The organism is Streptomyces albus subsp. albus (genome assembly GCF_000719865.1).
GTDB lineage: Bacteria > Actinomycetota > Actinomycetes > Streptomycetales > Streptomycetaceae > Streptomyces > Streptomyces albus_E.
Window position 1 is genome coordinate 216783 of sequence record NZ_JOID01000004.1, and the last position, 26004, is coordinate 242786.

The following is a 26004-nucleotide window of genomic DNA, read 5'->3' on the forward strand; positions in this document are numbered from 1 at the left end:
CGCCCGGCACGGCCCGTGACGGGCGGGAACTACCCGGAGGAAGTGGTGGGGCGTTATGCAGGACATCCCGGATGACATAGGGACGGAGCCCGTGGCGGCCGGTGGCGTCACCATGGTGCAGGGGACCCTCGACTCGGCCGGGGCCGGGACCGGGACCCGGAGCGACACCCATGCCGAGACCCAGACCGGGACCCGGACCGGGACCGAGGCCGACCAGGCCGCGGCGGACACCACCACCGGCGCCCCCTCCGCGGCCGCGCCGCGCTCGGAGAGGCCCCGGTTCGCCCCCGGCTCCCAGGTCCTGGTGCGCGACGAGCAGTGGCTGGTGAAGAAGGTCGCCCGGACCGCCTACGACGGCTGGATGGTCGAGGTCACCGGCGTCTCCTCCCTGGTGCGCGGCACGGACGCCGTCTTCTACGAGGAGCTGGACCGGATCGAGCCGCTCGACCCGGTCAGGACCCGGCTGGTGCCCGACCCTTCCCCGAACCACCGCAAGGCGCGCCTCTATCTGGAGGCCGTCATCCGCAAGACGGCCCTGCCGCAGACCGAGCACGGGCTCGCGCTGGCCGGCAACTTCCTCATGGACGAGCAGACGCACCAGCTCCGCCCCGCCGAGCTGGCCCTGTCCATGAAGAACCCCCAGCCCCGCATCCTCATCGCGGACGTGGTGGGCCTCGGCAAGACCCTGGAGATCGGCGTCCTCCTCGCCGAGCTGATCCGCCGGGGCCGCGGCGAGCGCATCCTCGTGGTGACCCCCGCGCACGTCCTGGAGCAGTTCCAGCGCGAGCTGTGGACCCGCTTCTCCATACCGCTCGTCCGTCTCGACTCCACCGGCATCCAGCGGATCCAGCAGGACATCCCGGCCGGCCGGAACCCGTTCGCCTACTTCAAGCGGGCGATCATCTCCGTGGACACCCTCAAGAGCGACGTCTACGCCCACCACCTGAAGAACACCGACTGGGACGCCGTCGTCATCGACGAGTCCCACAACCTGGTCAACCGAGGCACGAAGAACAACGACCTGGCCCGTCTCCTCGCCCGCCGCACCGACGCCCTCATCCTGGCCTCCGCCACCCCGCACAACGGCGACGGCGAGTCCTTCGCCGAGCTGATCCGCATGCTCGACGAGGCAGCGATCGCGGACGCCTCCGCGTACGACGTGAAGGACCTGGGGCACCTCTACATCCGGCGCACCAAGACGGACCGCGAGGTGCGCGATTCCCTCAAGGGCGCCTGGGCGGACCGCGGCCCGTCCCGTCCGGTGCCGGTCCGGGCCACCGCGAAGGAGCGGGCCGTCCTGGAGGAGCTGGCCGCGCGCTGGATTCCCCGCGACCCGGCGGCCTCGTCCGTGTGCGCGGACCCGATGGTCGCCTACAACCTGCTGAAGGGCTTCCTCTCCTCCCACCGGGCGTTCCAGGACTCGGTCGCGGCACGGGTCAAGACCCTCGACAAGCCCCTGAAGGGCCGCAGGAACCAGGACCCGGCCGCGCTGGAGGCCGCGCGCCGGACCGAGCGGGAGGCGATTTCCGACCTGGCCCGCCTCGCGGGCGGCCTCGGCGACGACGACTCGTCCAAACTCGACGCCTTGGTCGCGCAGTTGAGGGAGACCGGTGTCGGGCCCGGGTCGGACACCCGGGTCGTGGTCTTCTCCGAGCGCGTTCCCACCCTGAAGTGGCTGGCCGAGACGGTCCCGGCCCGGCTCGGCTTCCCCGTGACGCGGCGACTGGAGCCGGAGGAGCGGAAGGCGAGGCCGTGGAAGGCGTACGGCGGCGCCGTCGAGGTCATGCACGGCGACGCCACCGGTGAGGACGAACAGAAGCGCATCGTCGAGGAGTTCGGCCTGCGCACCGCACCCGTCCGGCTCCTGTTCACCGGCGACGTCGCCTCCGAAGGCGTCAACCTGCACCAGCAGTGCCACGAGCTGATCCACTACGACCTGCCCTGGTCGCTGATCCGGATCGAGCAGCGCAACGGCCGGATCGACCGCTACGGCCAGGAGACGAGCCCCCGGTTCCGGGCCCTGGTGCTCACCGGCGACGTGGAGTGGCGCACCGACGACAAGACCGGTGAACCCCTGTGGCTGGACGACCGCCTGGTGGGCGCCAAGCTCCTCGCCCGCGAGGAGGAGGCCCACCGCATCGAGGGCAGCGCGGAGGCGGTCACCGGCATCTACCGGGCCAAGGAGGAAGATGAGCGGCTCACCCGCGACCTCATAGCCGGCCGTACCGTCGAGGAGTCGATCGAGAAGTCCTCGACGGGCGGTGGCGCCAAGGCCCTGCTCGGCCGGCTCATGGGCAACGTCGGGTCGAAGAAGCCGACGGACGACATCCCGCGCGCCACCGTGCCCGGCCTGTTCGGCCCGGGCGGCGGCACGGCCGCGACCGCCGCCTACTTCGACGAGGCCCTCCGCCAGGTCTGCCACCCCATCAGCCCGGACATCGCCCTCAAGCTGCGGCGCGAGGAGGACGGCACCCTCGCCTTCGAGCCGCCGCCGGACCTCCTCCACCGGCTCAAGGCCCTGCCCAAGTCGTATCTGACCGAGCAGCACATCCTGCCGACCGCCCAAAGGGAAGGGCGTATCCGGCTCACCTTCGACAAGGGCCTCGCCGCCAGGCGCCTCAAGGCGGCACGCGAGGACTCCGCGAGCCAGTGGCCCAACGTCGGTTACGTCTCCGACGTGCACCCCGTGCTGGACTGGGTCACCGACAAGGCCCTCGCGGCGCTCCGCCACGACGAGGCCTTCGTGCTCGCCTTCGACCCCGACAAGGAGAAGGCGGCCGAGATCGACCCGGCACTGCCCGGCGCGCTCGACGGCCCCGTCTACCTCCTCCAGGGCAGCTACTCGAACAAGGCCGGGCGTCCCACCGTCGTCGAGTGGATGGCCGTCACCGGCCTCCCCGGCGCCCCCCGCGTCCACCGGATCGACAACGCCTTCCTGGCCGCCTGCGGGGTCGGCCCCGCCATGCCCGGCCGCGCCGCCCCGGTGAACCGCGGACTCCTCCAGTCCCGGGTGCCGGACGCGGTCGAGGAGGCGCGGCGCTTCCTCACCGACCGCCAGGCCGAGTACGCGCGGCAGATCGACGCCGTCCTCGCGCCGTACGAGAAGCGCGTCACGGAGTGGCGGCAGGCTGCGCTGTTCACACCGGCGGCCCGCCGTTCGCGGAAGGCCAAGCAGGACGTCGACCTCACGGCGAGCAGGCGCACGACGCTGATCCGCTCCCTGCGGACCTCCGGCGCCCCGCTGCTGCGGCTCCTCGCCGTCCTCGAACCGCTCGCCGCCACCCCGGCACCGCCCACCGCCTTATCCGCCGCGACCGCCGAATCCGCCGCGACCGCCGAATCCGCCGCGACCGCCGAATCCGCCGCGACCGCCGTGCCCGACGCCGGGGAGACGACCGAACGATGAGCACCGACTTCGACTCCTTCTCCAACCGCGGCGAGTACCTGTCCGCGCACTACTTCGCCGAGCAGCTCGCCGACGGCCTGAAGAAGGGCGTCTTCGCGGCCTGGACGGACCGCGAGTCCGACGAGAACGACCAGCGGACCACACCCCGCGCCGCCCTCCGCGGCCTGCGGCCGGTCTATCTCGACGAGCAGTACCGCGGCTTCTTCGCCGAGCGCGCGAAGGAGGACGCCGAGGACGACGAGTACCCCTCCAACGAGGGCTTCGAGCAGCGCCGCAACACCTACGGGGACGAGGAGTGGCGCGAACGCGTCACCGCCTGGCACCGCAAGGTGCTCGCCGCCCTCGGCTACCCGGACGCCGACCCGGAGCCCGACGCCGACGAGGCGGACCGGGAGGCCGCCTCCGCCCGGCGTGAACTGACCGTCCACCGCGCCGGCCGCGACCACACCCTCAAGGTCGCCTGGCACGGCGACGGCATCGTCGCCGTGGACTGCGGCTGGTCAGCGAGCAACGACACCGCCCTGGACACCGACGCCTACGGCCGGCTGCTCCACCCCCTGCGGGCCGGGAGCGGCGAGACCTACGGGTCGGGGCACGCGCTCGCCACCTGGCTGTTCCAGAGCGAGCTGGGAGGCGAGGGCGGCAGCGCCCCGCGCTTCGTCCTGCTGCTCTGCGGCGGCGTCATCGTCCTCGCCGACCGGCAGGTGTGGGGCGAGGGCCGCTACCTGGCCGCGAACCTCGACGCGGCCCTGGAGCGCCACGACCGCCGGCAGACCGGCGAACTCGCCACCATCGCCGGGCTGTTCAGCCATGACGCGCTCGCCCCGGCCGAGGACGGCAAGGGCCCGGCCATCGACGCGCTCGTCAAGGAGTCCCGCGACCACGCGGTCGGCGTCTCCGGCGAGCTGCGCCAGGGCCTCCAGAAGTCCGTCGAGATCATCGCCAACGAGGTCCTGGCCCGCTTGGATAAGACCGGCGTCGAACCACGCGCTCTCGAAACCCCCGGCGACCCCTTCGCCCGGCAGCTCACCCGCGAGGCGCTGCGCTACCTCTACCGGATCCTCTTCCTGCTGTACGCGGAGGCCCGCCCCGAACTGGGCATCCTCCCGGCCGACGACGGCACCTACGAGGCCGGCTACTCGGTGGCGCGCCTCCGCGAACTCGTCTCCCATGAAGCTCAGTTGACGGACGAGACCGCCCGCAACAGATTCCACTTGTACGAGTCCCTGGACCTTCTGTTCGACAAGGTCAACCACGGCCACCGGATCATCGGCACCGAGCCGTGGGACGAGCGTCCCGGCGACGACGAGGAGACGCGCAAGCGGAAGGCCAAGCAGCGCAGCGAGGACCGGGGCCTGCGCTTCGAACCCCTGCGCAGCGATCTCTTCGAACCCGCGGCGGTGACGCTCATCGGCCGCGGCACCCGCGACCCGCGCCGCGACGGGGAGAGCCAGGACGGCCGGGCGGCCCGGCTCGACCTGCGGCTGCGCAACCACGCCCTGCACCAGGTGCTGCGCCTGCTCACCATGAAGAAGGCCAGGCGGCGCGGCGAACGCGGCGGCTTCATCTCGTACCGCAACCTCGGCATCAACCAGCTCGGCGCGGTCTACGAGGGCCTGATGTCGTACACCGGCATCATCGCCGAGGAGGAGCTGTGCGAGGTCGCCAAGGGCGGCGACCCGGAGAAGGGCTCCTGGCTGGTCCCCTCGCACCGTCTCAAGGAGTACCCGGAGAACACCTGGGTGCAGTACGACGAGCGGGACCGTGAGGAGAAGGGCCTGCGCGGGCCGAAGAAGTACCCGCCGGGGACCTTCGTCTACCGCCTGGCGGGCCGCGACCGGGAGACCTCGGCCTCGTACTACACCCCCGAGTCGCTGACCCGGGTCACGGTCGAACTGGCCCTCAAGCACCGCCTCGACCAGGAGAAGGACGCGGAGGGGAACGTCGTCCGGACCCGCGCGGCGGAGCTGCTGAAGTACCGCATCTGCGAGCCGGCGCTCGGTTCCGGCGCGTTCCTCAACGAGGCCATCAACCAGGTCGCGGAGGAGTATCTGCGGCGGCGGCAGGACGAGCTGGGCACGTCGATCCCGACCGCCCAGGCCCTGACGGAGAAGCAGAAGGTCAAGGCGTACATCGCGCTGCACAACGCGTACGGCGTGGACCTCAATCGGACCGGTGTCGAGCTCGCCGAGGTGTCGCTGTGGCTCAACACCATGCACCCGGGGATGCGGGCGCCGTGGTTCGGCCTCCACCTGCGGCGCGGCAACTCGCTGATCGGCGGCAGGCGGGCGGTGTACGCGGCGGAGGACGTCGCGCCGTGGAAGGGCAAGCCCCAGTGGCTGAGCGGGAAGGACACGCAGGCGCCGACGCCGCTGCCGTTCCGCGACAACGAGGCGGGCGGCAAGCCGCAGCCGCTGCCGGAGGGGGCGGTGCACCAGTTCCTGCTGCCGACACCGGGCTGGGCGGCCGTGACGGGCGCGAGCGGTGACGCGAAGAAGCTGCTCGGGCAGTTGGCGGGGGAGGGCGTCGAGCAGCTCAGGCAGTGGAAGAAGGGCATCCTCCAGAAGCCGAAGCGGCGGCTGAACGCCAAGACGGGCGAGCCGATCCGCGACCGCAAGACGGGCCGGGAGGCCACGTCCCAGTACACGAGGCTGCGAGACGCGGCGCAGCGGGCCGAGTTCCTGTGGAAGCTCGTCGTCAAGCGGATGGAACTGTCGGAGCGGGAGATCGCCCGGACCATCGATGTGTGGGGCGCGGACCCGGAGAAGGACGAGGAGTTCGCCTTCCTGCGCCGGGAGGCGGGCGGTGCGGCGGAGGACAGTGCAACCCGGCTCTCGAAGGAGAAGGTCTACGCCGAGCTCTTCAGGGCCGTCGGATCGCCGTACTGGCGGCTGAAGCAGGTCATGGACGCCTGGTGCGCGCTGTGGTTCTGGCCGACGGGCGAGGCGTCGCTCCTGGACGGCAGCGCGGCACAGTACGACCCGGCGGAGGTGGTGAACGCCACCGAGGTCGTGAAGGAGCTGTTCGGGGCCGGAGCGGTGGCCGGTGGCGGCGGCGAGCCGGAGGTGACGGACGCGGGGGCGGCCCGGCGGCCCGAGGCTGGTCCGGCATCCGGTTCGGTGGCTGAACCAGAGCCTGAACCGGCGGCTGAACGGGTCAGGCCGAACGCCATCCCGGCCCAGCGTTTCGCCGAGCAGACGGCGCTGTTCGCGACGAGTTCCGGTGTCCAGGAGTCTCTGCTCTTCACGGACTCCGACAGCGGTGACGGCGAGCCGCTCATCGACCGCAAGGAGATCGGCAAGCCGGCACTGCCGCGCCAGAGGAAGCCGGCGGCGAGGCGGGCCCCGCGCGTCTGGCGGGACGCGATCCCGCTGGCGGACCTCGACGACTGGATCGACTTCCTGGAAGCCATGCTCGGCACCGCCGACGTGGACCAGCCGGACCTGATCACCGAGTTCGACAACCTCGAAGCACTCAAGGACTTCGAGGACAACCTTCCGGGCCTGCTCGGGATGGATCACAAGGAGGACCCGGAGGATCGCTTTCCCTGGATGCGCGTGGTCAAGGAGATCGCGGAGGGACAGGGTTTCCTGCACTGGGAGTTGGACTTCGCGCTGGCATTCGCGGAAGGCGGGGGATTCGACTTGCAGGTGGGGAACCCGCCGTGGGTGCGCCCGGAATGGAAGGAAGATCCCGTGCTCGCGGAGCATGAACCGTGGTTCATGCTTGCGGAGAGGCAAACTGCGACTGAAAGGCAACGTCGGCGCGCGGCCGCACTTGCCGGGGAGGCTGCCTCCTACGCTGTGCAGGAAGCAACGACAGTAGTGACGATGAGTGACTACCTGGCGGGGCCGCAAACCTATCCGCTAGTTGCCGGAAGTCAACCGGATCTGTACCGGGCCTTCATGTGTCAGACGTGGGACCACGCCGCCCTCGGTGGCATGGTCGGACTCCTTCACCGAGACAGCCACTTCAGCGGGAAGCGAGAGGCAAATCTCCGAGAGGCGGCCTATAAGAGACTTCGCGTGCATGGCGGATTTTTCAACGCGGGGAATAGATTCTTCCCCGTGCCCGTCAGTAGAGCCCTCACCTTTGGTGTGCATATCTACGGCGAGTCGGGAGAGATTGGTTTCGACCATCTGTCGTGGTTGTTCTCCGCGGACGTGCTGCGCTTGTCCGGCCAGGACGACGGGTCGGCTCCCGATCCCGGAGTTAAGTTCGGCAACAGTTGGGATGCGCGTCCTCACCGCAAGCGAATTGTCCGGGTAACCCCGGAAGTGCTCACTCAATGGCAGCGTCTGACTGGTGAGGACGGGCGTCCCACCACAACGCGGTTGCTGTCTCCAGTAGGGACTACTGAATCCCAGGCAATCGCCGCGCTCGCCGAATATCCAGTGCGACTCGGGGATTTCACTCCCAGGATTTGCAGCGGGTTCCACGAGAGTGGAGCGAGGGCGTCCGGACTGATTGATCACAACCTGATGGCTGGGCAGAAGACGAGGTTTCGTCCAGAAACCTGGGACTCGGTTATTCTTAAGGGTCCCCAACTCGGCGTCTCTAATCCGCTGCTCAAAAGTCCCGGTTCAGTGCCCGGCGAGATGGAGCCAGTTGACCTGCGCTTGATCGATAATGCCTACGTCCCTGGGACCGAGTACGTCAGAACGGCAGTCAAGGAAAAGTTCGCCGAGTCCCAAGACAGGTGGTTCGACCTAGCGTACTTCGAAGATGCGCTTGGTGATTCCCGTCGGCTCTTGTCCATCCGCCAGTCGATCGCTGAGGCAAGGGAGATCGAACTTGGGGCGGTGGCCGATAGTGAGGTCCGCGACCGGTTGCGTGTCGAGTCGACTCGCCTGTACTCGTCTTTTTACCGGATCGCTTGGCGAGAGATGATCTCCTCCAACCGTGAGCAGGTGCTCTGTGCGTCCCTCGTCCCACCTGGTCCTACGCATATCCACGCAGTGCGCAGTGGAGCGCTTCTCGGGAACCGGCACACGGTCCTCTGGGCTGGTTTTTGGTCTTCCATGCCGCTCGATTACCTGCTCCGGACCATCGGAGTAGGTCATCTCGATGTGTCTGGAGCGCGCAACCTGCCGGCTCCGGCGCCAGACCATCCTCTTGCTCCTGCGTTGCTCCTTCGAACACTCCGGCTCAATTGCCTTACTGATGCGTACTCCGATATCTGGGAGGAATTGTTCGATGCCGCCTGGGCCGTTCATGAGCCATGGGCCCGTGTCTGGCCACTGATGACCACTCAGCTTCATGAAGTCGGTCCGAACTGGTGCCGTAACACGCCGCTCCGAACTGAGTACGCGCGCCGATCCGCGCTTGTGGAGATTGATGCTCTTGTCGCCGTGTGGTTGGGGGTGTCGGCTGACGCGCTGGCGACCATGTTCAATTCCCGGCTTCCGATCATGCGAGGCTTTGACGAGGTGACCTGGTTCGACGCCGCCGAACGCAAGATCGCCGGTGACCGCTACACGTACGGCCACGGACAAACCAAGGACCACTGGAAGCAGTTCGAGGCGTACATGGCCGACCCCGCCTTCGCGGCCCACCAGGCCGACCCCGTCAACAACCCAGCCCCCGCAACCCCCGCCCCCGACGGCTACACCGCGCCCTTCTACAAGGCCGACCGCGAGACCGAGATGCGCGAGGCGCACGCCTACTTCCAGCAGCGCCTCGACGCCGCCGTGGCCGCCGGTGAGTGGGACCCGGTGCGGCAGGAGGTGCCGAAGCCGTGAGGCCGACGCTCGAAGCGGAAGGGCTCAAGGAGAGCCTGCTCCAGTATCTGTCCACCACCTACGCCCTGACCGACGAGGGCGCGCGGAAGGCGCTGCACCGGTTCCTCGGGGACGACAACTCCGGTATGTTCCGGGGCCCGTTCCTCCGCGTGCGCACACCCTTCGTCACGGCGGACCCGTCGTGGGAGACGCACCTGGACTGGCGGCGCACCGACGGCTGGACGCCGTACGAGCACCAGGCCGCCGCCTTCGAGCGGCTGTCGTCCGCCGGCGGCCGCACGCCCCGGCCGACGCTCGTCACCACCGGTACCGGTTCCGGCAAGACGGAGTCGTTCCTCTACCCGGTCCTGGACCACTGCGCGCGGGAGCGGGCGGCGGGCCGCGCCGGGGTGAAGGCCGTGCTCCTGTATCCGATGAACGCGCTGGCCACCGACCAGGCGCAGCGCATCAACGGGCTGCTGACCGAGCACCCCGAACTGCACAAAATACGGGCCGGGCTCTACATCGGCGACCGGGCCGCCACCCGCTACGGCCGCGTGTTCACCGCCCGTTCCGATATGCAGGTGACGCCGCCGGACATCCTGATCACCAACTACAAGATGCTGGACCTGCTGCTCCAGCGCGCGGCCGACGCCCCGCTGTGGGACGAGGCCGACATCCGCTACGTCGTGGTCGACGAGTTCCACAGCTACGACGGCGCGCAGGCCACGGATGTGGCGATGCTGCTCCGCCGCCTCGCCTCCGCCGTCGGCGCCTCGGAGAAGGGGCGCCCCCTGGGCCGCATCTGCCCGGTCGCCACCTCGGCGACCCTCGCCTCGGGCACGGACGAGGATGGATTACGGCAACTGCTCGACGTGGCCACGCAGGTGTTCGGCACCGAGTTCCCCTCCGACGCGATCCTCGGTGAAAAGCGGCTCAGCGTTGACCAGTTCGTGCCGCGCGCGGACTTCGACCCGCTGGTGCCGATCCCGAGTCCGGACGAGCTTGCGGCCCTGCCCGACCCCACGCTGGGCGAGGAGGAGTTCGCCGCGCTCGCCGAGGCCGTCACCGGCAGCCGGGACACCGATCCGCACGCGCTCGGCGAAGTCCTGAAGCGGCATCCGCTGACCTCCGCCGTGCTGCACGCCCTGGACGGGCAGGTGCGTTCCGTGCCGGAGGTCCTCGACCTGATGTGGCGCAGCGGCGCCCAGTCCTGGGGCCGCACCATCACGCTGCGGCCCGAGGTGGCGGCGAAGGCGTTCGCCCGCCTCGTCGCGCTGCTGTCGGTGGCCCACGACCCGGCGTCCGCCCCGGAGATGCCGCGCCCCTTCGTGCAGGTCGAGGTGCACCAGTGGGCGCGGTCGGTGTCCCGTCTGGTGCGCGGTGTACTGCCGTGGCCGAAGGCCGAGTTCCAGTGGGACGCGGCCGGGGCGGCGGAGAGCCCGGAGGGCGGCGCGGCGGGTACCGCGCCGGTGACCACGGCCACCGCCGGGCAGAACGCGAACCTGTTCCTGCCCGCCGTGTACTGCCGCGACTGCGGCCGCTCCGGCTGGGCCGTCTTCACCCCCGAGTCGGACGATCTGGACGTCGAGGTCGACACGCACAAGATCCGGCGGGCCTCCGTCAGCCAGGACAAGATGCGGGTCCGCAATCTGATCGCCGCCACCGATGGCGAGGCGATGGAGGGCTCGGGGGCCGCCCCGATGGACGGCGCGGGCCGGGCCGCCGGGCGTGCCGACGCGAACGCCCTCAGCGTGACCGGGGCCGGTCAGCTCCGCGTGCTGGACGGCCCCCGGCGCAGGCTGCGGCTGCCCGACCCGGTCGCGGACTACGACCCGGAGACCGGCGGTCCCCGCCTGGCCGGCGCGGATTCCGCGTTCGTCCTCGTGTTCCTGGGGGAGACCGCCACCACGGCGGCCGAGGACGACTGGTGCCCGGCCTGCGGCACGCGCAACGCGATCCGCTTCCTCGGCACCGGCGCCGCCGCGCTCGCCGCCGCCTCCGTCACCCAGCTCTTCACCGGCGGGGAACTCGACGAGCGGCAGGGCGAGACGAAGACCCTGATGTTCAACGACTCGGTGCAGGACGCCGCGCACCGCGCCGGATTCGTGGCGAGCCGCTCGTACACCTTCTCGCTGCGCGCCCTGTTCAAGAGCCATCTGTCGGAGGACGCCCCCACCGCGCTGAACGATCTGATAGCCGACGTGGTCGCCGCGACCACCGACCGTTCGACCCTCGCCGCCGTCGTCCCCACCGACCTGCACGACGTCGAGGGCGTGAAGCGGCTGCTGTCCGGCAAGGGCCGCGGCGGGGACCGGAGGACGTGGGAGCTGATCGGGGAGCGGTTCGCGTTCGAGGCGCTGATGGAGTTCGGGTTCCGGTCCCGCAACGGCCGCACCCTGGAACTCACCCGGACCGCCGCCGCCCAGGTGCGCATATCCGACCCGGTGGCCGCCGCCGCGATCGTCCGGGCGGCCCACACCGAGCCCTACGCAAAGGGCGGCCGGCTGCCCGTCCCCGACGCCCTGGACGACGCGCGGTACCTCGGCTTCCTGCGGATCTTCCTGGAACGGCTGCGGACCCGGGGCGCCATCGGCCACCGCTGGCTGGAGGGATATCTGCGGGAGGCCGGCACCAGCCGGTACCACATCTGGGGCGGGCGGCCCCCCGGTATGCGGGCCTTCCCCAAGGGCATCGCCGCGCCCGTGTTCCTGCTGAACGCGCCGAAGACCAGAAGCGAGTTCGACTTCGCCACCGGGCGCCTCTCCTGGTACGAGCGGTGGGCGCAGCGCGCCCTCGGGCTGCCGCGCGAGCAGGCCGCCGAGTTCTGGTCCCGGCTGCTGCCCGCACTCGTCACCGCCGGGCTGCTGGCCGTGCGCACCCCGGAGGACAGCGGTCTGCGGATCTACGGGCTCAAGCCGGGCGCCGTCGACGTCCAGCTCCTGAAGGACGACGAGGTGGGCGAGGCGTTCGTCCGCTGCCCCTCCTGCTTCTGGGAGCAGACCGTCCACCCCGCCCTGCTCGGCCAGTGGGACGGGCAGAAGTGCCCCGCCTACCGCTGCCGCACCGGACGCCTCGTCGCCGGGACCCGGCCGGAGGGGCTCGGCCGGCACCAGCGCGACCGGGACTACCGCGAGGACTACTACCGCAGGCTCTACCGCAAGGCCGGCACGTACCAGGTCGTCACCGCCGAGCACACCGGCATGCTCACCCGGCCCGAGCGGGAGCGGGTCGAGGCGGCGTTCCGCGACGGCAGCGGGTTCAAGGACCCCAACGTGCTCTCCTGCACCCCGACCCTGGAGATGGGCATCGACATCGGCGACCTGTCGGCCGTCGTGCTCGCCGCGCTGCCCCGCCGGCCCGCCAACTACGCCCAGCAGACCGGTCGCGCGGGCCGGCGCACCGGCAACGCCTTCCTGCTCACCATCCCCGACCGCAGCCGCCGCGACCTGTACTACCTGGACCAGCCGCGGGAGATGATCGCCGGGCGGATCGTGCCGCCGGGCAGTCATCTGTCGGCCATCGAGATCCTCCGCCGCCAGTACGTCGCCCATCTGCTCGACCTCGCCGCGCGGGGCCGCCTGCGGCGCCCCGACGGGCAGCCGCTCGCCGCGATCCCGCGCGAGGCGCCCGCCCTGTTCGGGCCCTCCGGCTACCTCGCCGACCTCGTGGAGGCGGCGATCGGCGGCGCCGCCGGACTCGTCGAGGCCTTCCTCGGCCTCTTCCCCGCCGGTATCACCCCCAAGGCCGCGGACGAGCTGCGCGCCTATGCCGCCGGCGGGCTGCGCGGCGACGTCGAGAGAGCGGCACGGCGGTGGAAGCGGGGCGAGGAGGAACTGCGGCGCAGGCTCAACCTCATCGACGAGGCCGTCCATGAGCTCCACGAGGACGACGCCGAACAGCGCAGCCGCAAGGCGGAACTCGAAGCGGAGCACCGGGCCGTCGGCAAACGCCTGATGAAACGCGGCCTCGTCACCGCCCAGCAGGCCCTCTGCGACCTCGGCCTGCTGCCGAACTACGCGCTCATCGACGCCGTCACCACCCTCAACGCCACCCTGTACTGGCCCACCGGGCCCGACCCGGAGACCGGCCGGGAACGCTTCAAGTCCACGATGCGCCCCTACGAGCGGCCCCGCCGCTACGCGCTGTCCGAACTCGCGCCCGGCAACACGTTCTACGTGGGCGGCTACAAGCACCAGGTCACCGGCATCGAGATCGGCAGCTCCACCGAACCCGACTGGGCCCTGTGGCGCTTCTGCCGCCAGTGCGGCTACGTCCGCACCGAGAACGCCGCCGAGGACCGCGGCCCCTGCCCGCGCTGCCACAGCACCGGCATCGCCGATGACGGGTCCTGCCTGCACCAGGTGATCGAACCCACCGTCGTCACCTCCCGCGGCAAGCGCGACGACGCCCGGATCGGCGACGACAAGGACGAACGCGAGCAGCGCTTCTACACCGTCATCGACGCCGTCGACATCCCCGCGGAGCACATCGAGACCGGGGCGTCCTGGCGGCACGCCCGCGAGACCTTCGGCGTCGACTACTCCCGCAAGGCCGTCATCCGGAGGATCAACGTCGGCCCGCTCCGCTTCGACGCCCGCCCCGAGGACGAACTGGCCGGAAACAGCGTCCGGCTGGCGCCGTTCCATGTGTGCACCGCCTGCGGAGCGGCCACCGCCGACGGCAGACCCGTCTTCGACCACGACACCGACGCCCTCGACACCTCCGCCGCACGCAACCCGGCCGTCAAGCACCACCAGCCCTGGTGCCCCCTGCGCCGGGGCAGGAAGGGCACGGAAACGCCGAAGCAGGAACCGGTGCTCCTCGCCCACCAGCTCACCACCGAGGCCCTGCGCATCCTGCTCCCCGCCGCCACCGTGCTCGTCGACGAGAAGGTCCACTCCTTCCGGGCCGCGCTCCGCCTCGGCGTCGACCGGCACTTCGGCGGCGACCCGGCCCACCTGGACACCACCCTCGCCTCGATGCCCGACAAGGCCACCGGCGAGAGACGGCACTTCCTCGTCCTCTACGACCGCCTCCCCGGCGGCACCGGCTACCTCGACCGGCTCACCCGGCCCGACGCCTTCCGCGACACCCTCGCCGAGGCGCGCCGCGTGCTGATCGCGTGCCCCTGCAAGGACGAGGGGCGCCGCGCCTGCCACCGCTGCCTGCACCGCCACACCGAGGAGCGCCACCAGGACGACGTCTCCCGTCGCGCGGCCCTGGAACTCGTCAACAGCCTCCTCGGCCCCGTCGACGAGCACGGCCGCCCGGTGAAAGACGACGAGGGCAACGCCGTCGACCACTGGCAGGTCGAGAACGTCCCGACCACCGCGGCGATCGGCTTGGACCGGCAGGTCGAATCCGACCTGGAGGCCCGCTTCCTCGCCGCCCTCCGCACCTGGAGCACCGGGCAGGACGACGCCTCCCTGGAGGAAAGCGGCACACACAGCGGCAACCTGCGATTCGCCGGGGCCGCGACCTGGAGGCTGACCGCCCAGCGGGACGAGGAGTTCACCCGCACCGACTTCACCTTCGAACGGACCGACGGCAGCCCCCAGAAGGTCCACGTCTTTCTCGACGGCCACCGCTACCACGCCACCCGCGAGCACAACCGCATCGCCGACGACTGCCGGAAGCGGGACGAACTGCGGGCCGGCGGAGCCCTCGTCTTCCAGATCACCTGGGACGACCTCGAACTCTTCGAGACGGGCGAACGCGCCCGGGCCCGGCCGGTGTGGCCGCCCTACCGGCGCACCGGACAGGAGGCCGCCAAGGACTGGTACGAGCAGCTCGGCGGCAACCGCGCCCACCTCGCCGGGGCCGTCTTCGGCAATCCCATCGACACCCTCCTCGGCTACCTCCGCGATCCCTCCCGCACCCGGTGGGGGCGGCGGGCCGGCGCCCTGGTCGGCGGACTCCTCAGCGCCCCCGAGCCGCTGGCGGAGAACGCCGGCCGCGCGCAGGCGCGGGAGACGCTGCGCGGCGCCCTCCGCTCCCTCGCCGAGGGCGGCAGCCCGGCGGCCGGCCTGGAACCGGCCGCCGGGGACGGGGAGATCCTCGTGCTGTCCGCCACCGACGAGCACGGCCTGGCGCTGCTCTACACCGTCCACCCCACCGCGGGGCCGGACGGGGCCGAGCGAGTCGGCTGGGGCGCCATCGCCGTACTCGACGACCACGACAGCGGCCGGCTCGGCACCCCCGAACACAAGCTGCGCTGGCGGTCCTGGCTCTACTGGTCCAACCTCCTCCAGTTCCTCTCCTTCACCGGCGGCGACGGCGTGCAGCTCGCGACCAGCCGGGCCGCCGGCTTCCCCGTGGAGATCCTCCGCGTCGGCGGCGGCGCGGGCGAACTGGAGAGCCTCAGCGGCCGGCTGCGTCCGGAGCCGGCCGCTGAGGCGGCCGAGGAGGCGGGCCGGCCGGAGCGCCCGGAACCCCCGGCGCGGGCTCCGGGCGGCGAACGTCCGGCGAGCCGCCCGGCCGCGTCCGCCCCACGGTCGTCCTCGCTGTCCGCCCCGCCGCCCTCCGCCGCCGAGCGGGCCCTCCGGGAACAGCTCCGGGACGCGGCCTGGGACGAGGACATCCTGGGGCTCCTCGAAGAGGACGAGCCGGACTCCGACCTGACCCGGCTCGCCCGGCACCTGGCCGAACGGGGCAAGAAGGCCCCCGTCTTCGGCTACGAACTCGGCGACCGCGGCTGGCCGGCCGACTTCGCCTGGCCCGGCTCCGGCCTGAAGATCGCCGTCGTCATGGACGCCCCCGGCCACGACGGCGAGGAAGGCCGCAAGCGCGACGCCGCGTACGCCGGTGACGGCTGGACCGTGCACACGGCCGCCCACTGGCTCGACCACCTCGACACCCTGCTCGACCTGCTCCCCGACACGGAAGGCCCGATCCGCCGATGACCGCACGGCTCAGCCTGTACGAGAAGGCCGAACAGGAGCTGTACAAGCTCGACCGCTCGGTCAAGGGCAAGTTCTACGACTTCTGCCACCGCTTCCGGCAGAACCCCGACCACCCCGGCCTCGACCTCAAGCCGCTCAAGGGCGACAGCCGCGTGTACCGGGCCAAGATCGACCAGTCCTACCGGGCGCTCCTCGCCAGGATCGGTGTCGACGGCGACGGCCGCCAGAAGTGGCTCGTCGTCGCCGTACGGCACCGCAGGCACGTCTACGAGGAACTGTCCGTCGCGATCAACCGCGTCACCGGGGAGATCGAGTTCGTCGACCTGTCCGTGGTCGGCCAGAGCGTTCTCCAGCGGGCGGGAATGACGCTCACCCCGGCCGAGCAGCCCGAGGCCGCGGCGGAGCCCGAAACCCCGGCGGAGCCGGAGACGCCGGCCCCCGCACCGGACACGACGCGACCGGCGGCGGCAACGCCCGCGGCGGAGCGGACGGAGCGGACCGAGCGGACCAAGCAGGCAGAGCGGACAGAGCAGGAGACCGTGCAGGCCGGGCAGGCGGAGCGGGCCGAGCCGCTCCTGGCCGGTCTCCGCGCGGACGACCTCCGCGAACTCGGCGTCGCCGAGCAGCTCATCGACCTCGCCCTCGCGGTCACCGAGAGCGGTGAACTCGACGCCCTCGTCTCCGGAGCCCCCCTCCTCACCAAGGACATCCTGTACGGCCTCGCCGCCGGGCTGCCCATCGACGAGGTCCGCAAGGAGATCACCGCCCCGGTCGAGGTGGAACTCGACGAGTCCGAGCGGCACGACCTGGACGCGGCACTCGCCCGCACCACCGTCACCACCATCGACGACGCCCTCAAGGACGTCCTCGAAGAGGGCGACTTCCGGGCCTGGAAGGTCTTCCTCCACCCGGCCCAGGCCAAGCTCGTGGGCCGCCGCTACAGCGGGCCCTTCCGCGTGTCCGGCGGACCCGGCACGGGCAAGACCATCGTCGCCCTGCACCGCGTCAAGCACCTCGCCGCACAACTCTCGTCCGGCCACGACAAGCCGATCCTGCTCACCACCTTCACCAAGAACCTCACCACCGACCTGCGCGCCCGCCTCGCCTCCCTGCTGGAACCGGAGCAGTTCGCCCGCGTCGACATCACGCACATCGACCAGCTCGCCACCCGCGTCCTCAACGAGAACAGCCCGTCCGGCGGCGGAAAACAGCGCGTCTACGACAGCGTCGCCCTGAACATCCTCCGCCAGGTCCTGGCCGAACTCGACGAGCGGCGCTGGGACGCCGAATTCCTCTACGAGGAATGGGAGCAGGTGATCCTCGGCCAGTCGCTCGGTACCCGCAGGGCCTACTTCGACGCCCGCCGCGCGGGCCGCGGCCGCTCCCTCACCCGCCCCGACCGCGCCCGGATCTGGAAGATCCTGGAGCAGTTCACCACCCGCCTGGACAAGGACAACCGCGAAACCTGGGCCCAGGCCGCCGAACGCGCGGCCCGCTTCGAGATGGAGCGCGCCGCCAGGATCGAGGCGCGCCAGGAGTACAAGGAGGACGTCGGCGGGAAGGACCTCATCCACCGCGACAACAGCTCCGGCATGTACTACCTCGGACACCGCTTCCGGCACGTCGTCGTCGACGAGTCACAGGACCTCCGCCCCGCCCACTGGAAGATGCTCCGCGCCATGGTGGCCCCTGGCGAGGACGACATGTTCATCGCCGGCGACACCCACCAGCGCATCTACGACCAGCACGTCACCCTGGGCACCGTCGGCGTGCACATCCGGGGCCGCGCGGCCCGCCTCACCCTCAGCTACCGCACCACCCGCGAGATCCTGAACCGCGCCATGGAAGTGGTGAACCCGAAGAGCGCCCAGATCACCTTCGACGACCTCGACGACGGCACCGACGACCTCAACGGCTACCGCTCGGTTCTCCGTGGCCCGGCCCCGGAATTCGTCCCGTGCGATTCCTGGGACGACGAACTCGCCCGGCTCGCCACCGCCCTCCGGACCTGGCGCGAGGAACTCGCCACCGGTGGAACCGACGGCCGGCCGCGCGACCCGCGGGGCAACATCGCCGTCTGCGTCGCCGACCGCGAAGCCGTCAACCAGGTCATGTACCACCTGGTGACCGAGGCCGGCCTCACGGTCGCCGAACTCACCAAGGAGGGCGTCAAGGGCGACGGCGACATCCACGTGGGCACCATGCACCGCTTCAAGGGCCTCGAATACCAGAAGCTCGCCATCGTCGGTGCCCGGGACGGCGTCATCCCCCGCGCCTCCCTGATGCGGCGGTACCGCGACACGGACCCCCACCGCCTGGCCCGGGAGGAAACCAAGGCCCGCTCCCTGCTCTTCGTGGCGGCCACCCGCGCGCGCGACACCCTGCGCATCAGCTGGCACGGCAAACCGAGCCCGTATCTGCCGGTTTAGACGCGCGCGTTGCCGATCGAGCGGCGGAGGATACGTGCGCCCTCGTCCAGATGCGCTCCCCCGGCCTGTAGTGCGCCGCGCCCCTCCATATGAACGGAGAGCTACTGGCTGGTGCGGCCCGGGCAGAAGCCGGATGTGCTCGGACGGTGATCTCAATGAAGGCCGGGGGCCGCTGTGGGGGCACCCACAGCACTTCTGCGGAGACTTCGTCCTGAGCATCCTCACGGGACAGGCGGAAACGGAGTGGTTTCCCGAACTTCCCGCCGATGAGCACCGGTTCGACTCCAACGACGAACATCCTGGGGTAACCCGGGTAGCCCCGGCCCGCATGCCGGCCCCCCGGTTCCCCGGTGCGTGACACCGGGGAACCGGGGCTCTGGCGTCGGGGCTACCGCTCCTTCGGCTCGTCGCCTCCGTAGGAGCGGCGGGCCGCGTCGGCGGCCTTGTCGGTCTGGGCGTCGTACTTGTCGCCCGTCCGCTCATCGATCATGCGCTCGGACCTCTCGACGCCCTTGTCGGCCTGGTCCGGGTGGCCCTTCGCAGCCTGCTTGGCCTTCTTCGCCATGTCGCCCAACTTCCCCATGGGACACCTCCCGGGGTCTCGCGTACGTCGTGCCAAGCCCTCGGGTACCCGCCGCAGCCCGCACCTCACCTCCGCGTTTCGGCAGGGGGAGGCAGGCGGCACAAGTCCCCGGACGGGGAGAGCCCCGCCGGTCCGCAAGGGACGGCGGGGCTCTCGTGTACGCGGCGTGATCGTCAGGCGCCCCGCTGCGACGAGGCCATCCCGACGAACCCCGTCCATGCCTCACGCGATACGCGGATGACCGGCCCGGCCACGTCCTTGGAGTCCCGGACGTGCATAACTCCCGCACCGGCGGCGACCTCGACGCACTGGCCACCCTCGGTTCCGCTGTAGCTGCTCTTGAACCAGGTGAGGTCGGATGCGGTGGCCGAGCACTCAGCGTTGTTCATAGCGATCCCAGCAACCCTTCGATGAGTTCCAGCGACTCTCGGGGAGTGAGAGCCTGGGATCGGATAATCCCATAGCGGGCGGCGGCGAGGACCGTCTGTTCCGGGTCGGTCTCCAGCGTGCTGGTGGCGTGGGCCTCGGAGTACACGAACTTCTTGCCGTCCTTTCGCGTGGCCACGGTGAAGGGCCCGTTCACCCCCGCGTTGTCCTCGCAGTCGAGCGGCATGACCTGGATCTCGACGTTGCGCTGCTGACCGATCAGCAGAAGGTGTTCCAGCTGTCCCCGGAGCACCTCCTTGCCGCCGTAGCGGTGCCGCAGCACGGCCTCGTCCATGACGAAGCTCAGGAGTGGCGCCGGCCGGCGGTCGAAGATGGCCTGCCGGGCCAGCCGCGCGGTCACCCGCTGATCGATGGTCTCCTGGTCCAGAGTCGGGCGCCGCATGGCGAGCAGCGCCCTCATGTACTCCTCGGTCTGGAGAAGCCCGTTGACGACGTGCGTGTCGTACATGAGCAGTTCGACGCACTTCTTCTCCAGCGCCGCCATCCCCTGGAAGAACACCGGGAACTGCGCCCGCTCCATCTGTTCCTTCCACACGGACAGGAGCCCGCCCGCCTCCAGCACCTCGTCCGCCCGGTCGATCGTCCGGGGCGACGGAATCCTCCGGCCCTGCTCGAAGGACGCCACGGTGGAGGCCGTGTACCCCAACTGCTGTCCGAACTCGGCGCGTTCCATGCCGCTCCGCAGCCGCAGCATCTTCATGCTCCGCCCGAACGCGTTGATCACGCCCTGGCCGGACCTGTCCGCCGGCCGCGCGGCCGTGCCCTCGTCGTTGTCCCCGTCGTCTCCGAAACTCACCGACGCTTCATCGACCGCCATCGCAGTTCCCCGCCTCCCTGTCCGCACGCCACTCGCGCCAGTCGCGACAGTTGCCTGTCCCGCCTCCCTGGCTCAACGCGGACGCCGGGGCGTCGTCACGCCGCTTGTCGCGTACCCGTATCGGCATCGCGCGTACAAACGGCCATTGACGGTGGTCACCGGGTTGCGTTGTGGCTGATCACGCCGTGCGGTCGCCGGGCCGCATGCTCCGCTCGGCGGTCACGAGCACACGCCGGGCCGGGGCCGGGGCCGGGGCCGGGGCTGGAGGGATCGGCGGAGGGCAAGCCCGAGTCTCCGGGCCGGTCAGCCGGTCAGCCGGTCAGCCGTCCCGGCGGCTCGTCCACGGGATGGTCGGCTGGAGCACGGCTTCCGTCAAGGACTGGCTGCGCAAGGCGGTGACCTGCTGGTATTCGGGGTCGGCGACCATGCGGCTGAAGACCTCACGGCTGGGGTAGCGGACCAGCAGGACCGCGTCCCACGCCTGTCCCTCCTCCGCGACCAGCGGCGTGGTGCCGTCACCGGCGTAGAGCAGCTCGGCTCCGTAGCGTTCCAGGAAGACCTGCGTCCGCCGGGCGTATTCGGCGTACGAGGAGCGGCCGTCCTCCGTGAACCGGAGCAGGTTGAGCATGACGACGGGGCCGCCCGGGTCCTCCGCCACCATCCGCGCGAGGTCGGCTCCCGAGGGATCGACTGCCATCCTGCTTCCCCTTCCCGTGCTCCTGTGTTCCCGCTCCGTCGAGGGCGGTTTCCCGCGCCCCGCACGGCCCCGCCGCGCGGCGGGCGGAGGACCATCCGCTCCCGCCAAGCCACGGCGCGCCCAGCAGCCTAGGCGGATCACACCCGTCTTGCATACCGCCCGGTCGGTTTTGAGGGTGTGTGTGTGGTGTTCATGCCGAGCCAAGGGGGTCCGGTGCGCCAGGGCGGGTGCGCAATGCGGTGGCCATGACCGTGCGCCAAGCCCGCTCGCGGCTCCCTTGCCGGCGCTGCGGCCGCGTCCCCCCGGGCTCAGCGCTGATAGAGCCCGTACAGCGTGCCGCTCGCGAGCTGCCGGTCGTCCACCGCGGCGTGCACCTCGCCGGCCGTCGCGCCGTCGCGGAGGGAGACCGGCTCCGGAAGGGCGTAGAGGCGGAAGAAGTAGCGGTGCGCCCGGTCGCCGGGCGGGGGCTGCGGGCCTCCCCAGCCCCGTTCCCCGAAGCCGTTCGTCAGGGGTGTGCCGCCCGGGGGAGTCCGCCCGGCCTCCACGCCGTCGGACGCCGGGTCGATGCCGGTGACCAGCCAGTGGAGGAAGGTGCCCCTCGGCGCGTCCGGGTCCTCGCACAGCAGCAGGAGTTCCGCCGCTTCCGCCGGTACGCCCGACCAGCTCAGCGGCGGCGAGAGGTTGTCGCCGTCTCTTGCGTACGTGCGCGGGAGGAAGGACTCGCTGCTGAACGCGGTGCTGCGCAGGTCGATACCAGTCATGCCGCGCCGGGTACCCGCATGCGCGCCGGATGCGCACGGACGTGCGGCATTTGTCCGCCGTCCGTCCCGGATGCGGCCCGAGCGGGGCCGGAACAGACTGGCAACGAGCCGGCTCGTCACGGCCGGGCCCTCGCGGCCCGGACGCGGCACCGGCCGGTACGGATCCGGCAGGACGGGGTGAGAGGGCGTGATCATGAAGAAGAACGAGGAGCGCGAGGCGGCGTACCTGCGGCAGAGCGGACGCAAGGAGCTCACTCCGCGCCAGCGGCGGCGGCTGGAGAAGAAGGCCGGCCAGGGCAAGGGCTGACCGGCCGGCCGGACGTGCGCCGGCCCGGGCGGCCGGAGCCCTCCGGGCCGGGCCGGCGGGAGCGTCCCCCGTCACCGCCTGGAGCCGAGCCGGCCCGTCACCGCCTGGAGCCGAGCCGGCCCGCGGTCCGGCCCCTCCTCGCCCCCGCCACCCGGTGGAGCGGGCGGATTCCGGGAGGACGGGCGCCCGGAGAGGTGCCGGGCAGGGCACACGGTTGGGAAGGGAAGGCGCCGGGCCGGGCCGATGAGGGGCCTCGGCCCGGCGCCGGGCGATCACTGCCGGATCACTGCCCGCTCACTGCTCGTTCAGGCCGCAGGAGGCCAGGCCGCCGAGCCCCGCGGGCGGCTGTCCTCCTCCCCGTTCGACGGCCTGGCCGATGCGGTCGATGACGGCACGGCGCTTGCCTTCCAGCGGGCCGAGGATGGCGTTCTGCACGAAGTTGGGCCCGCCCTCGCCCTGGGAGCGCGCCAGCCGCCCGTTGGCCTCGTCGATCTGGTTCCGCAGTTGCGCCAGTTCCCTGTCGATCCGGGCCTGCGCCTCCGCCGGCACGGCTCCGAGCTGTGAGGCGACATCGGCGCAGTCGACGGTGGGCGCGCCCGCCGCCGCGCCCTGCTCCTCGCCGTCGCCGCCGGCTCCCTCCGCCGGAGGCGCCGCCTCACCGGCGGCCGCCTGCCCGCCGAGGGCGCACGTGGCCAGCGCCTCCAGCCCTTCGGGCTTCTCCGCGAGGCGCCCGATGGCCGTCTCGATCCGGTTCAGCGCCGCGGTGCGCTTGTCCTCCAGCGGGCCGAGGATGGCGTTCTGGACGAAGTTGGGTCCGCCCTCGCCCCGGGAGCGCGCCAGCCGGTCGTTGGCCTCCGCGAGTTGCTTGTCGAGCTGGGCCAGATTCCGTTCGACCTCGTCCTGGGCCCCGGCGGGGATCTCCGGCAGTTTCCCGTCCGCCGACGGGCACGAGATGGTCTGCGCCGACGCCCCGCCCGCGGCGGATCCGCTCTCGCCGGCGAACGCGCCCGCCGTGGCCAGACCGCCCGCGATCAGCCCCGCTCCCACCAGGCCGATCCCGATGACTCGGTGCTTCCTGTGTGTCTTCCTCGCTCGCGACATGCTCACCTCTCTGGTGTGACAAAGAGAACTGGAGGTGGGAGCCGCCTTCCGGTCGGCAGCGGCCTGCGCTGCCCGCGCGCCGGCCCTCGCTCCCCGGGGGGGATGCGGGGCCCGTCCTTCGGATTCTCCCGGAGCGCCGCACCGACCGGGTGCCGGGACGGTGTGCACCGGCCGACGCGTCACTCACCGGGCAAGTACGCACGGAAGGCCGCGCACACTCAATCGCCGCGCGTTTTCGTGGAAGCCGGTGCCCACCGCGCGCGCCTCCGGGGCCCGATGCCCGTGCGGCACTCCGGCTCGCGGGGGACGGGACGGCACGGGTTGCCGCCTGCGAGCCGGGGGATACGGGCCCCTCTCGTCGGCGGCCCGGGAGACGGCGCGCGGAGCGTCTCCCGGACCGCAGGTGCGGGCGAGCGGGCACGGCCCGCCCCCGCCGCCGGATTCCGGCAGCGGGGCCCGGTGGAGTCCGCCGTCCCATGACGGAGTCCTCCGGGACCGGGGCCGTGCGCGGCCCCAGGAAGGAAGGGGAAAGGCCGCGAAACCGCTCGTGCCGCGTGGACGGCGGCGAGTCCGGTCCTCCCGTGCCGGCGGGCCGGCCGACTGCGGGGGGACCGCCGGCTGCCCGGGCTCCGGGGAAGCCGGTCCGCCGCCGATCCGCGATCCACCGTGTACGGAACCGGGGGCCGGATCAACGTCTGCGGATGCCGGGAAGGCGCGGCCAAGCGGTGGATAAACGTCCCTTAACCTGCCCGGCATCCGGCCCGGTCGTCCCGCCGGGGCGAGCAGCGCCCGCAGGACCGCGCCATGTGAAAGGGGTCTCCTGCGGCGGAACGAAGCAGCGGCCAAACGGTGCCGGGGCCGGAACCCCGCGCGGGTCTTGTCCCAAGCCGGACCCGCGCGGGGAACCAGGGGTGGCGCCGCTCGTCCCGGAAACGGCACCGCGCGTGATGCGCTCACGCCGCGCGGACGGCGGCGGCGCCGGACCTCCCCGGGCGGCCACCACCGTCCTTGATCCACCCTGAACGGGGCGGTGAGCCCTTTCAAGGGGCGGGGAGGCTGGAAAGACCAGGCCAAGCGTGACATCACCGTCCCTTAACGCACCCCGGCCGAGTGGAGTCCCCGCGCCCGGGAAGCGGCGGAGCGAGCGCCCGTCCCCCGGCGGAGCGAGCGCCCGGGAACCGACGGCGCGGGCCCGCAGCGCCGGTACGCGGCGCCGAGCATCACGGCCCGCGCCTCACCGAGGTCGTCCGGGGCCGGGCCGCGGTTCCGGCGCGGGTGGGAACGGAGCCCCGGGAACCGGCCCGCCGCCCCGCGCGGTCCGAGCAGTCATGCGCGTGACGATGATCCTCCCGGCTCTGACCGAAGCGACCAGCCCGCTCTTCCGGCCCGTGAAGTACTCGCTCTTCCCGCCGCTCGGGCTGGCGACCCTCGCCGGATACCTCGGCCCGGACGACGAGGTGACGCTGTACGACGAACACGTGGAGCGCATCCGCCTCGACGCGCTCGACACCCCCGACCTGCTCGTCCTCCAGCCGTACATCACCTCCGCGAGACGCAGCTACGAGATAGCCGACCACTTCCGGGCCCGCGGCGTCCACGTCGCCATGGGCGGTCTGCACGTGACGTCGCTCCCCGACGAGGCCGCCGCGCACGCCGACACCGTCTTCACCGGCCCGGGCGAGGACACCTGGCCGCAGTTCCTCCAGGACTTCCGCGACGGCGTCCCGGCGCGGCGCTACGACTCCGCCCGCCGGACCCTCGCCGGTCTGCCGCCCGTCCGCCGGGACCTCATCAAGCGGCACCTCTACCTCGTACCCAACTCCCTGGTCGTGTCGCGTGGTTGCCCGCACCACTGCGACTTCTGCTACAAGGACGCCTTCTTCGAGGGCGGGAAGTCCTTCTACACCCAGGCCGTGGACGACGCCCTCGCCGAGATCGAGCGGCTGCCCGGCCGGCATCTCTACTTCCTCGACGACCACCTCTTCGGCAACCGGCGCTTCGCGGAGGCCCTCTTCGACGGCATGGCCGGCATGAACCGGGTGTGGCAGGCGGCCGGGACGGTCACGTCGGTGCTGGATCCGGGGCTGCTGGAGAAGGCCGCCGGCGCGGGCCTGCGCAGCCTGTTCGTCGGCTTCGAGACCGTCAACGGGGCGAACCTGGCGGAGCGGAGGAAGGACCAGAACATCGGCCGCGACTACGACGAGGCCGTCCGCCGCCTGCACGGCGCGGGCGTCATGGTCAACGCCAGCTTCGTCTTCGGGCTCGACCAGGACGGGCCCGACGTCTTCGACCGGACGGTGGAGTGGGCCGTCGGGCAGGGCATCGAGACGGCCACGTTCCACATCATGACGCCGTACCCGTCGACCGGGCTGTGGAAGCAACTGGAGGCCGAGGACCGGATCGTCCACCGCGACTGGGACCTCTACGACACCCGCCACGTCGTGTACCGGCCCCGCAATATGACGGCCCGGCAGCTGGAGGACGGCTACTGGCGGGCCTACCGCGACTTCTACCGCTGGCCGAACATCTGGCGGGGCGCGGCCGCCCAGCCCGGCGGCCACGAGCGGCTCCGGCATCTCGCCTACGCGGGCGGCTGGAAGAAGTTCGAGCCCGTCTGGGATGCGCTGATCCGCTCCCGCCGCGTGGTCCGCGCCCTCCCCCTGCTGGAACACACCCTCGCCGCCTTCCAGGGCCCGGTCGCCCGCACGCGCGGGGCGAGGACGCCCGAAACGACGCCGTAGAGGTCGCCACCGAGACGGAGGCGGCGCCCGCACCCGGCGCACCGCACCACGGCGGTGCGCCGGGCACGGCCCGGACCGGCCGGACCGGCC

General features: G+C 71.6%; 11 protein-coding genes. 5 read left to right on the forward strand and 6 right to left on the reverse strand.

Features of this window, described 5'->3' with window-relative positions; all coding sequences use genetic code 11:
* Nucleotides 1–55: 55 nt before the first annotated feature.
* Genes IF83_RS0105530 through IF83_RS0105545 form a run of 4 tightly spaced genes read left to right on the forward strand, consistent with a single transcriptional unit; the run spans nt 56 to nt 18460 of the window.
* Nucleotides 56–3406 carry a DEAD/DEAH box helicase gene (locus tag IF83_RS0105530; RefSeq protein WP_244176859.1) on the forward strand — a complete coding sequence of 1117 codons (3351 nt, stop codon included), beginning with the start codon at nt 56–58 and terminating at the stop codon, nt 3404–3406.
* Nucleotides 3403–9147, forward strand: coding sequence for a hypothetical protein (locus IF83_RS0105535; protein WP_030542889.1), 5745 nt, complete (start codon nt 3403–3405; stop codon nt 9145–9147). Before IF83_RS0105530 ends, IF83_RS0105535 begins: the two co-directional genes overlap by 4 nt.
* A complete protein-coding gene (locus tag IF83_RS0105540) occupies nt 9144–16031 on the forward strand; it encodes a DEAD/DEAH box helicase (RefSeq protein ID WP_030542890.1) in 6888 nt (2295 codons plus the stop codon). The genes IF83_RS0105535 and IF83_RS0105540 overlap by 4 nt, the downstream gene beginning before the upstream one ends.
* On the forward strand, nt 16028–18460 hold the full coding sequence (locus IF83_RS0105545) for a UvrD-helicase domain-containing protein (RefSeq protein WP_030542891.1): 2433 nt from the start codon (nt 16028–16030) through the stop codon (nt 18458–18460). Before IF83_RS0105540 ends, IF83_RS0105545 begins: the two co-directional genes overlap by 4 nt.
* Nucleotides 18461–18848: 388 nt before the next feature.
* Here the strand turns inward: IF83_RS0105545 and IF83_RS0105550 are convergent, their stop codons facing one another.
* From IF83_RS0105550 to IF83_RS0105580, 6 genes are all read right to left on the reverse strand, one after another.
* The gene (locus IF83_RS0105550) at nt 18849–19043 is read right to left on the reverse strand and encodes an antitoxin (protein WP_030542892.1); all 195 of its coding nucleotides are present in this window, start codon (nt 19041–19043) and stop codon (nt 18849–18851) included.
* A 173-nt stretch (nt 19044–19216) separates the two neighbouring features.
* Entirely contained in the window at nt 19217–19432 is a 216-nt protein-coding gene (locus IF83_RS0105555; protein ID WP_030542893.1) for a DUF397 domain-containing protein, read from the reverse strand.
* Nucleotides 19429–20307, reverse strand: coding sequence for a helix-turn-helix domain-containing protein (locus IF83_RS0105560; protein WP_030542894.1), 879 nt, complete (start codon nt 20305–20307; stop codon nt 19429–19431). The genes IF83_RS0105555 and IF83_RS0105560 overlap by 4 nt, the downstream gene beginning before the upstream one ends.
* 319 nt (nt 20308–20626) lie before the next feature.
* Nucleotides 20627–21004 (reverse strand): DUF1330 domain-containing protein, encoded by a 378-nt coding sequence (locus IF83_RS0105565; protein ID WP_030542895.1) that lies wholly within the window; start codon nt 21002–21004, stop codon nt 20627–20629.
* Between the two features lie 308 nt (nt 21005–21312).
* Nucleotides 21313–21765, reverse strand: a complete 453-nt coding sequence (locus IF83_RS0105570) for a YbhB/YbcL family Raf kinase inhibitor-like protein (protein ID WP_030542896.1) — start codon at nt 21763–21765, stop codon at nt 21313–21315.
* Between the two features lie 601 nt (nt 21766–22366).
* Nucleotides 22367–23173: a hypothetical protein gene (locus IF83_RS0105580; RefSeq protein WP_030542897.1), complete on the reverse strand. Its 807-nt coding sequence runs from the start codon at nt 23171–23173 to the stop codon at nt 22367–22369.
* 1340 nt (nt 23174–24513) lie between these two features.
* Here IF83_RS0105580 and IF83_RS0105585 point away from each other — a divergent pair.
* Nucleotides 24514–25914, forward strand: a complete 1401-nt coding sequence (locus tag IF83_RS0105585; protein WP_244176865.1) for a B12-binding domain-containing radical SAM protein — start codon at nt 24514–24516, stop codon at nt 25912–25914.
* Nucleotides 25915–26004: the final 90 nt, after the last annotated feature.

Excerpts from the sequence above, each read along its gene's own strand:
- IF83_RS0105530 (WP_244176859.1), top strand. The coding sequence starts at position 56 with ATGCAGGACATCCCGGATGACATAGGGACGGAGCCCGTGGCGGCCGGT.
- IF83_RS0105535 (WP_030542889.1), top strand. The coding sequence starts at position 3,403 with ATGAGCACCGACTTCGACTCCTTCTCCAACCGCGGCGAGTACCTGTCC.
- IF83_RS0105545 (WP_030542891.1), top strand. The coding sequence starts at position 16,028 with ATGACCGCACGGCTCAGCCTGTACGAGAAGGCCGAACAGGAGCTGTAC.
- IF83_RS0105550 (WP_030542892.1), bottom strand. The coding sequence starts at position 19,043 with ATGGGGAAGTTGGGCGACATGGCGAAGAAGGCCAAGCAGGCTGCGAAG.
- IF83_RS0105555 (WP_030542893.1), bottom strand. The coding sequence starts at position 19,432 with ATGAACAACGCTGAGTGCTCGGCCACCGCATCCGACCTCACCTGGTTC.
- IF83_RS0105560 (WP_030542894.1), bottom strand. The coding sequence starts at position 20,307 with ATGGCGGTCGATGAAGCGTCGGTGAGTTTCGGAGACGACGGGGACAAC.
- IF83_RS0105565 (WP_030542895.1), bottom strand. The coding sequence starts at position 21,004 with ATGGCAGTCGATCCCTCGGGAGCCGACCTCGCGCGGATGGTGGCGGAG.
- IF83_RS0105570 (WP_030542896.1), bottom strand. The coding sequence starts at position 21,765 with ATGACTGGTATCGACCTGCGCAGCACCGCGTTCAGCAGCGAGTCCTTC.
- IF83_RS0105580 (WP_030542897.1), bottom strand. The coding sequence starts at position 23,173 with ATGTCGCGAGCGAGGAAGACACACAGGAAGCACCGAGTCATCGGGATC.
- IF83_RS0105585 (WP_244176865.1), top strand. The coding sequence starts at position 24,514 with ATGATCCTCCCGGCTCTGACCGAAGCGACCAGCCCGCTCTTCCGGCCC.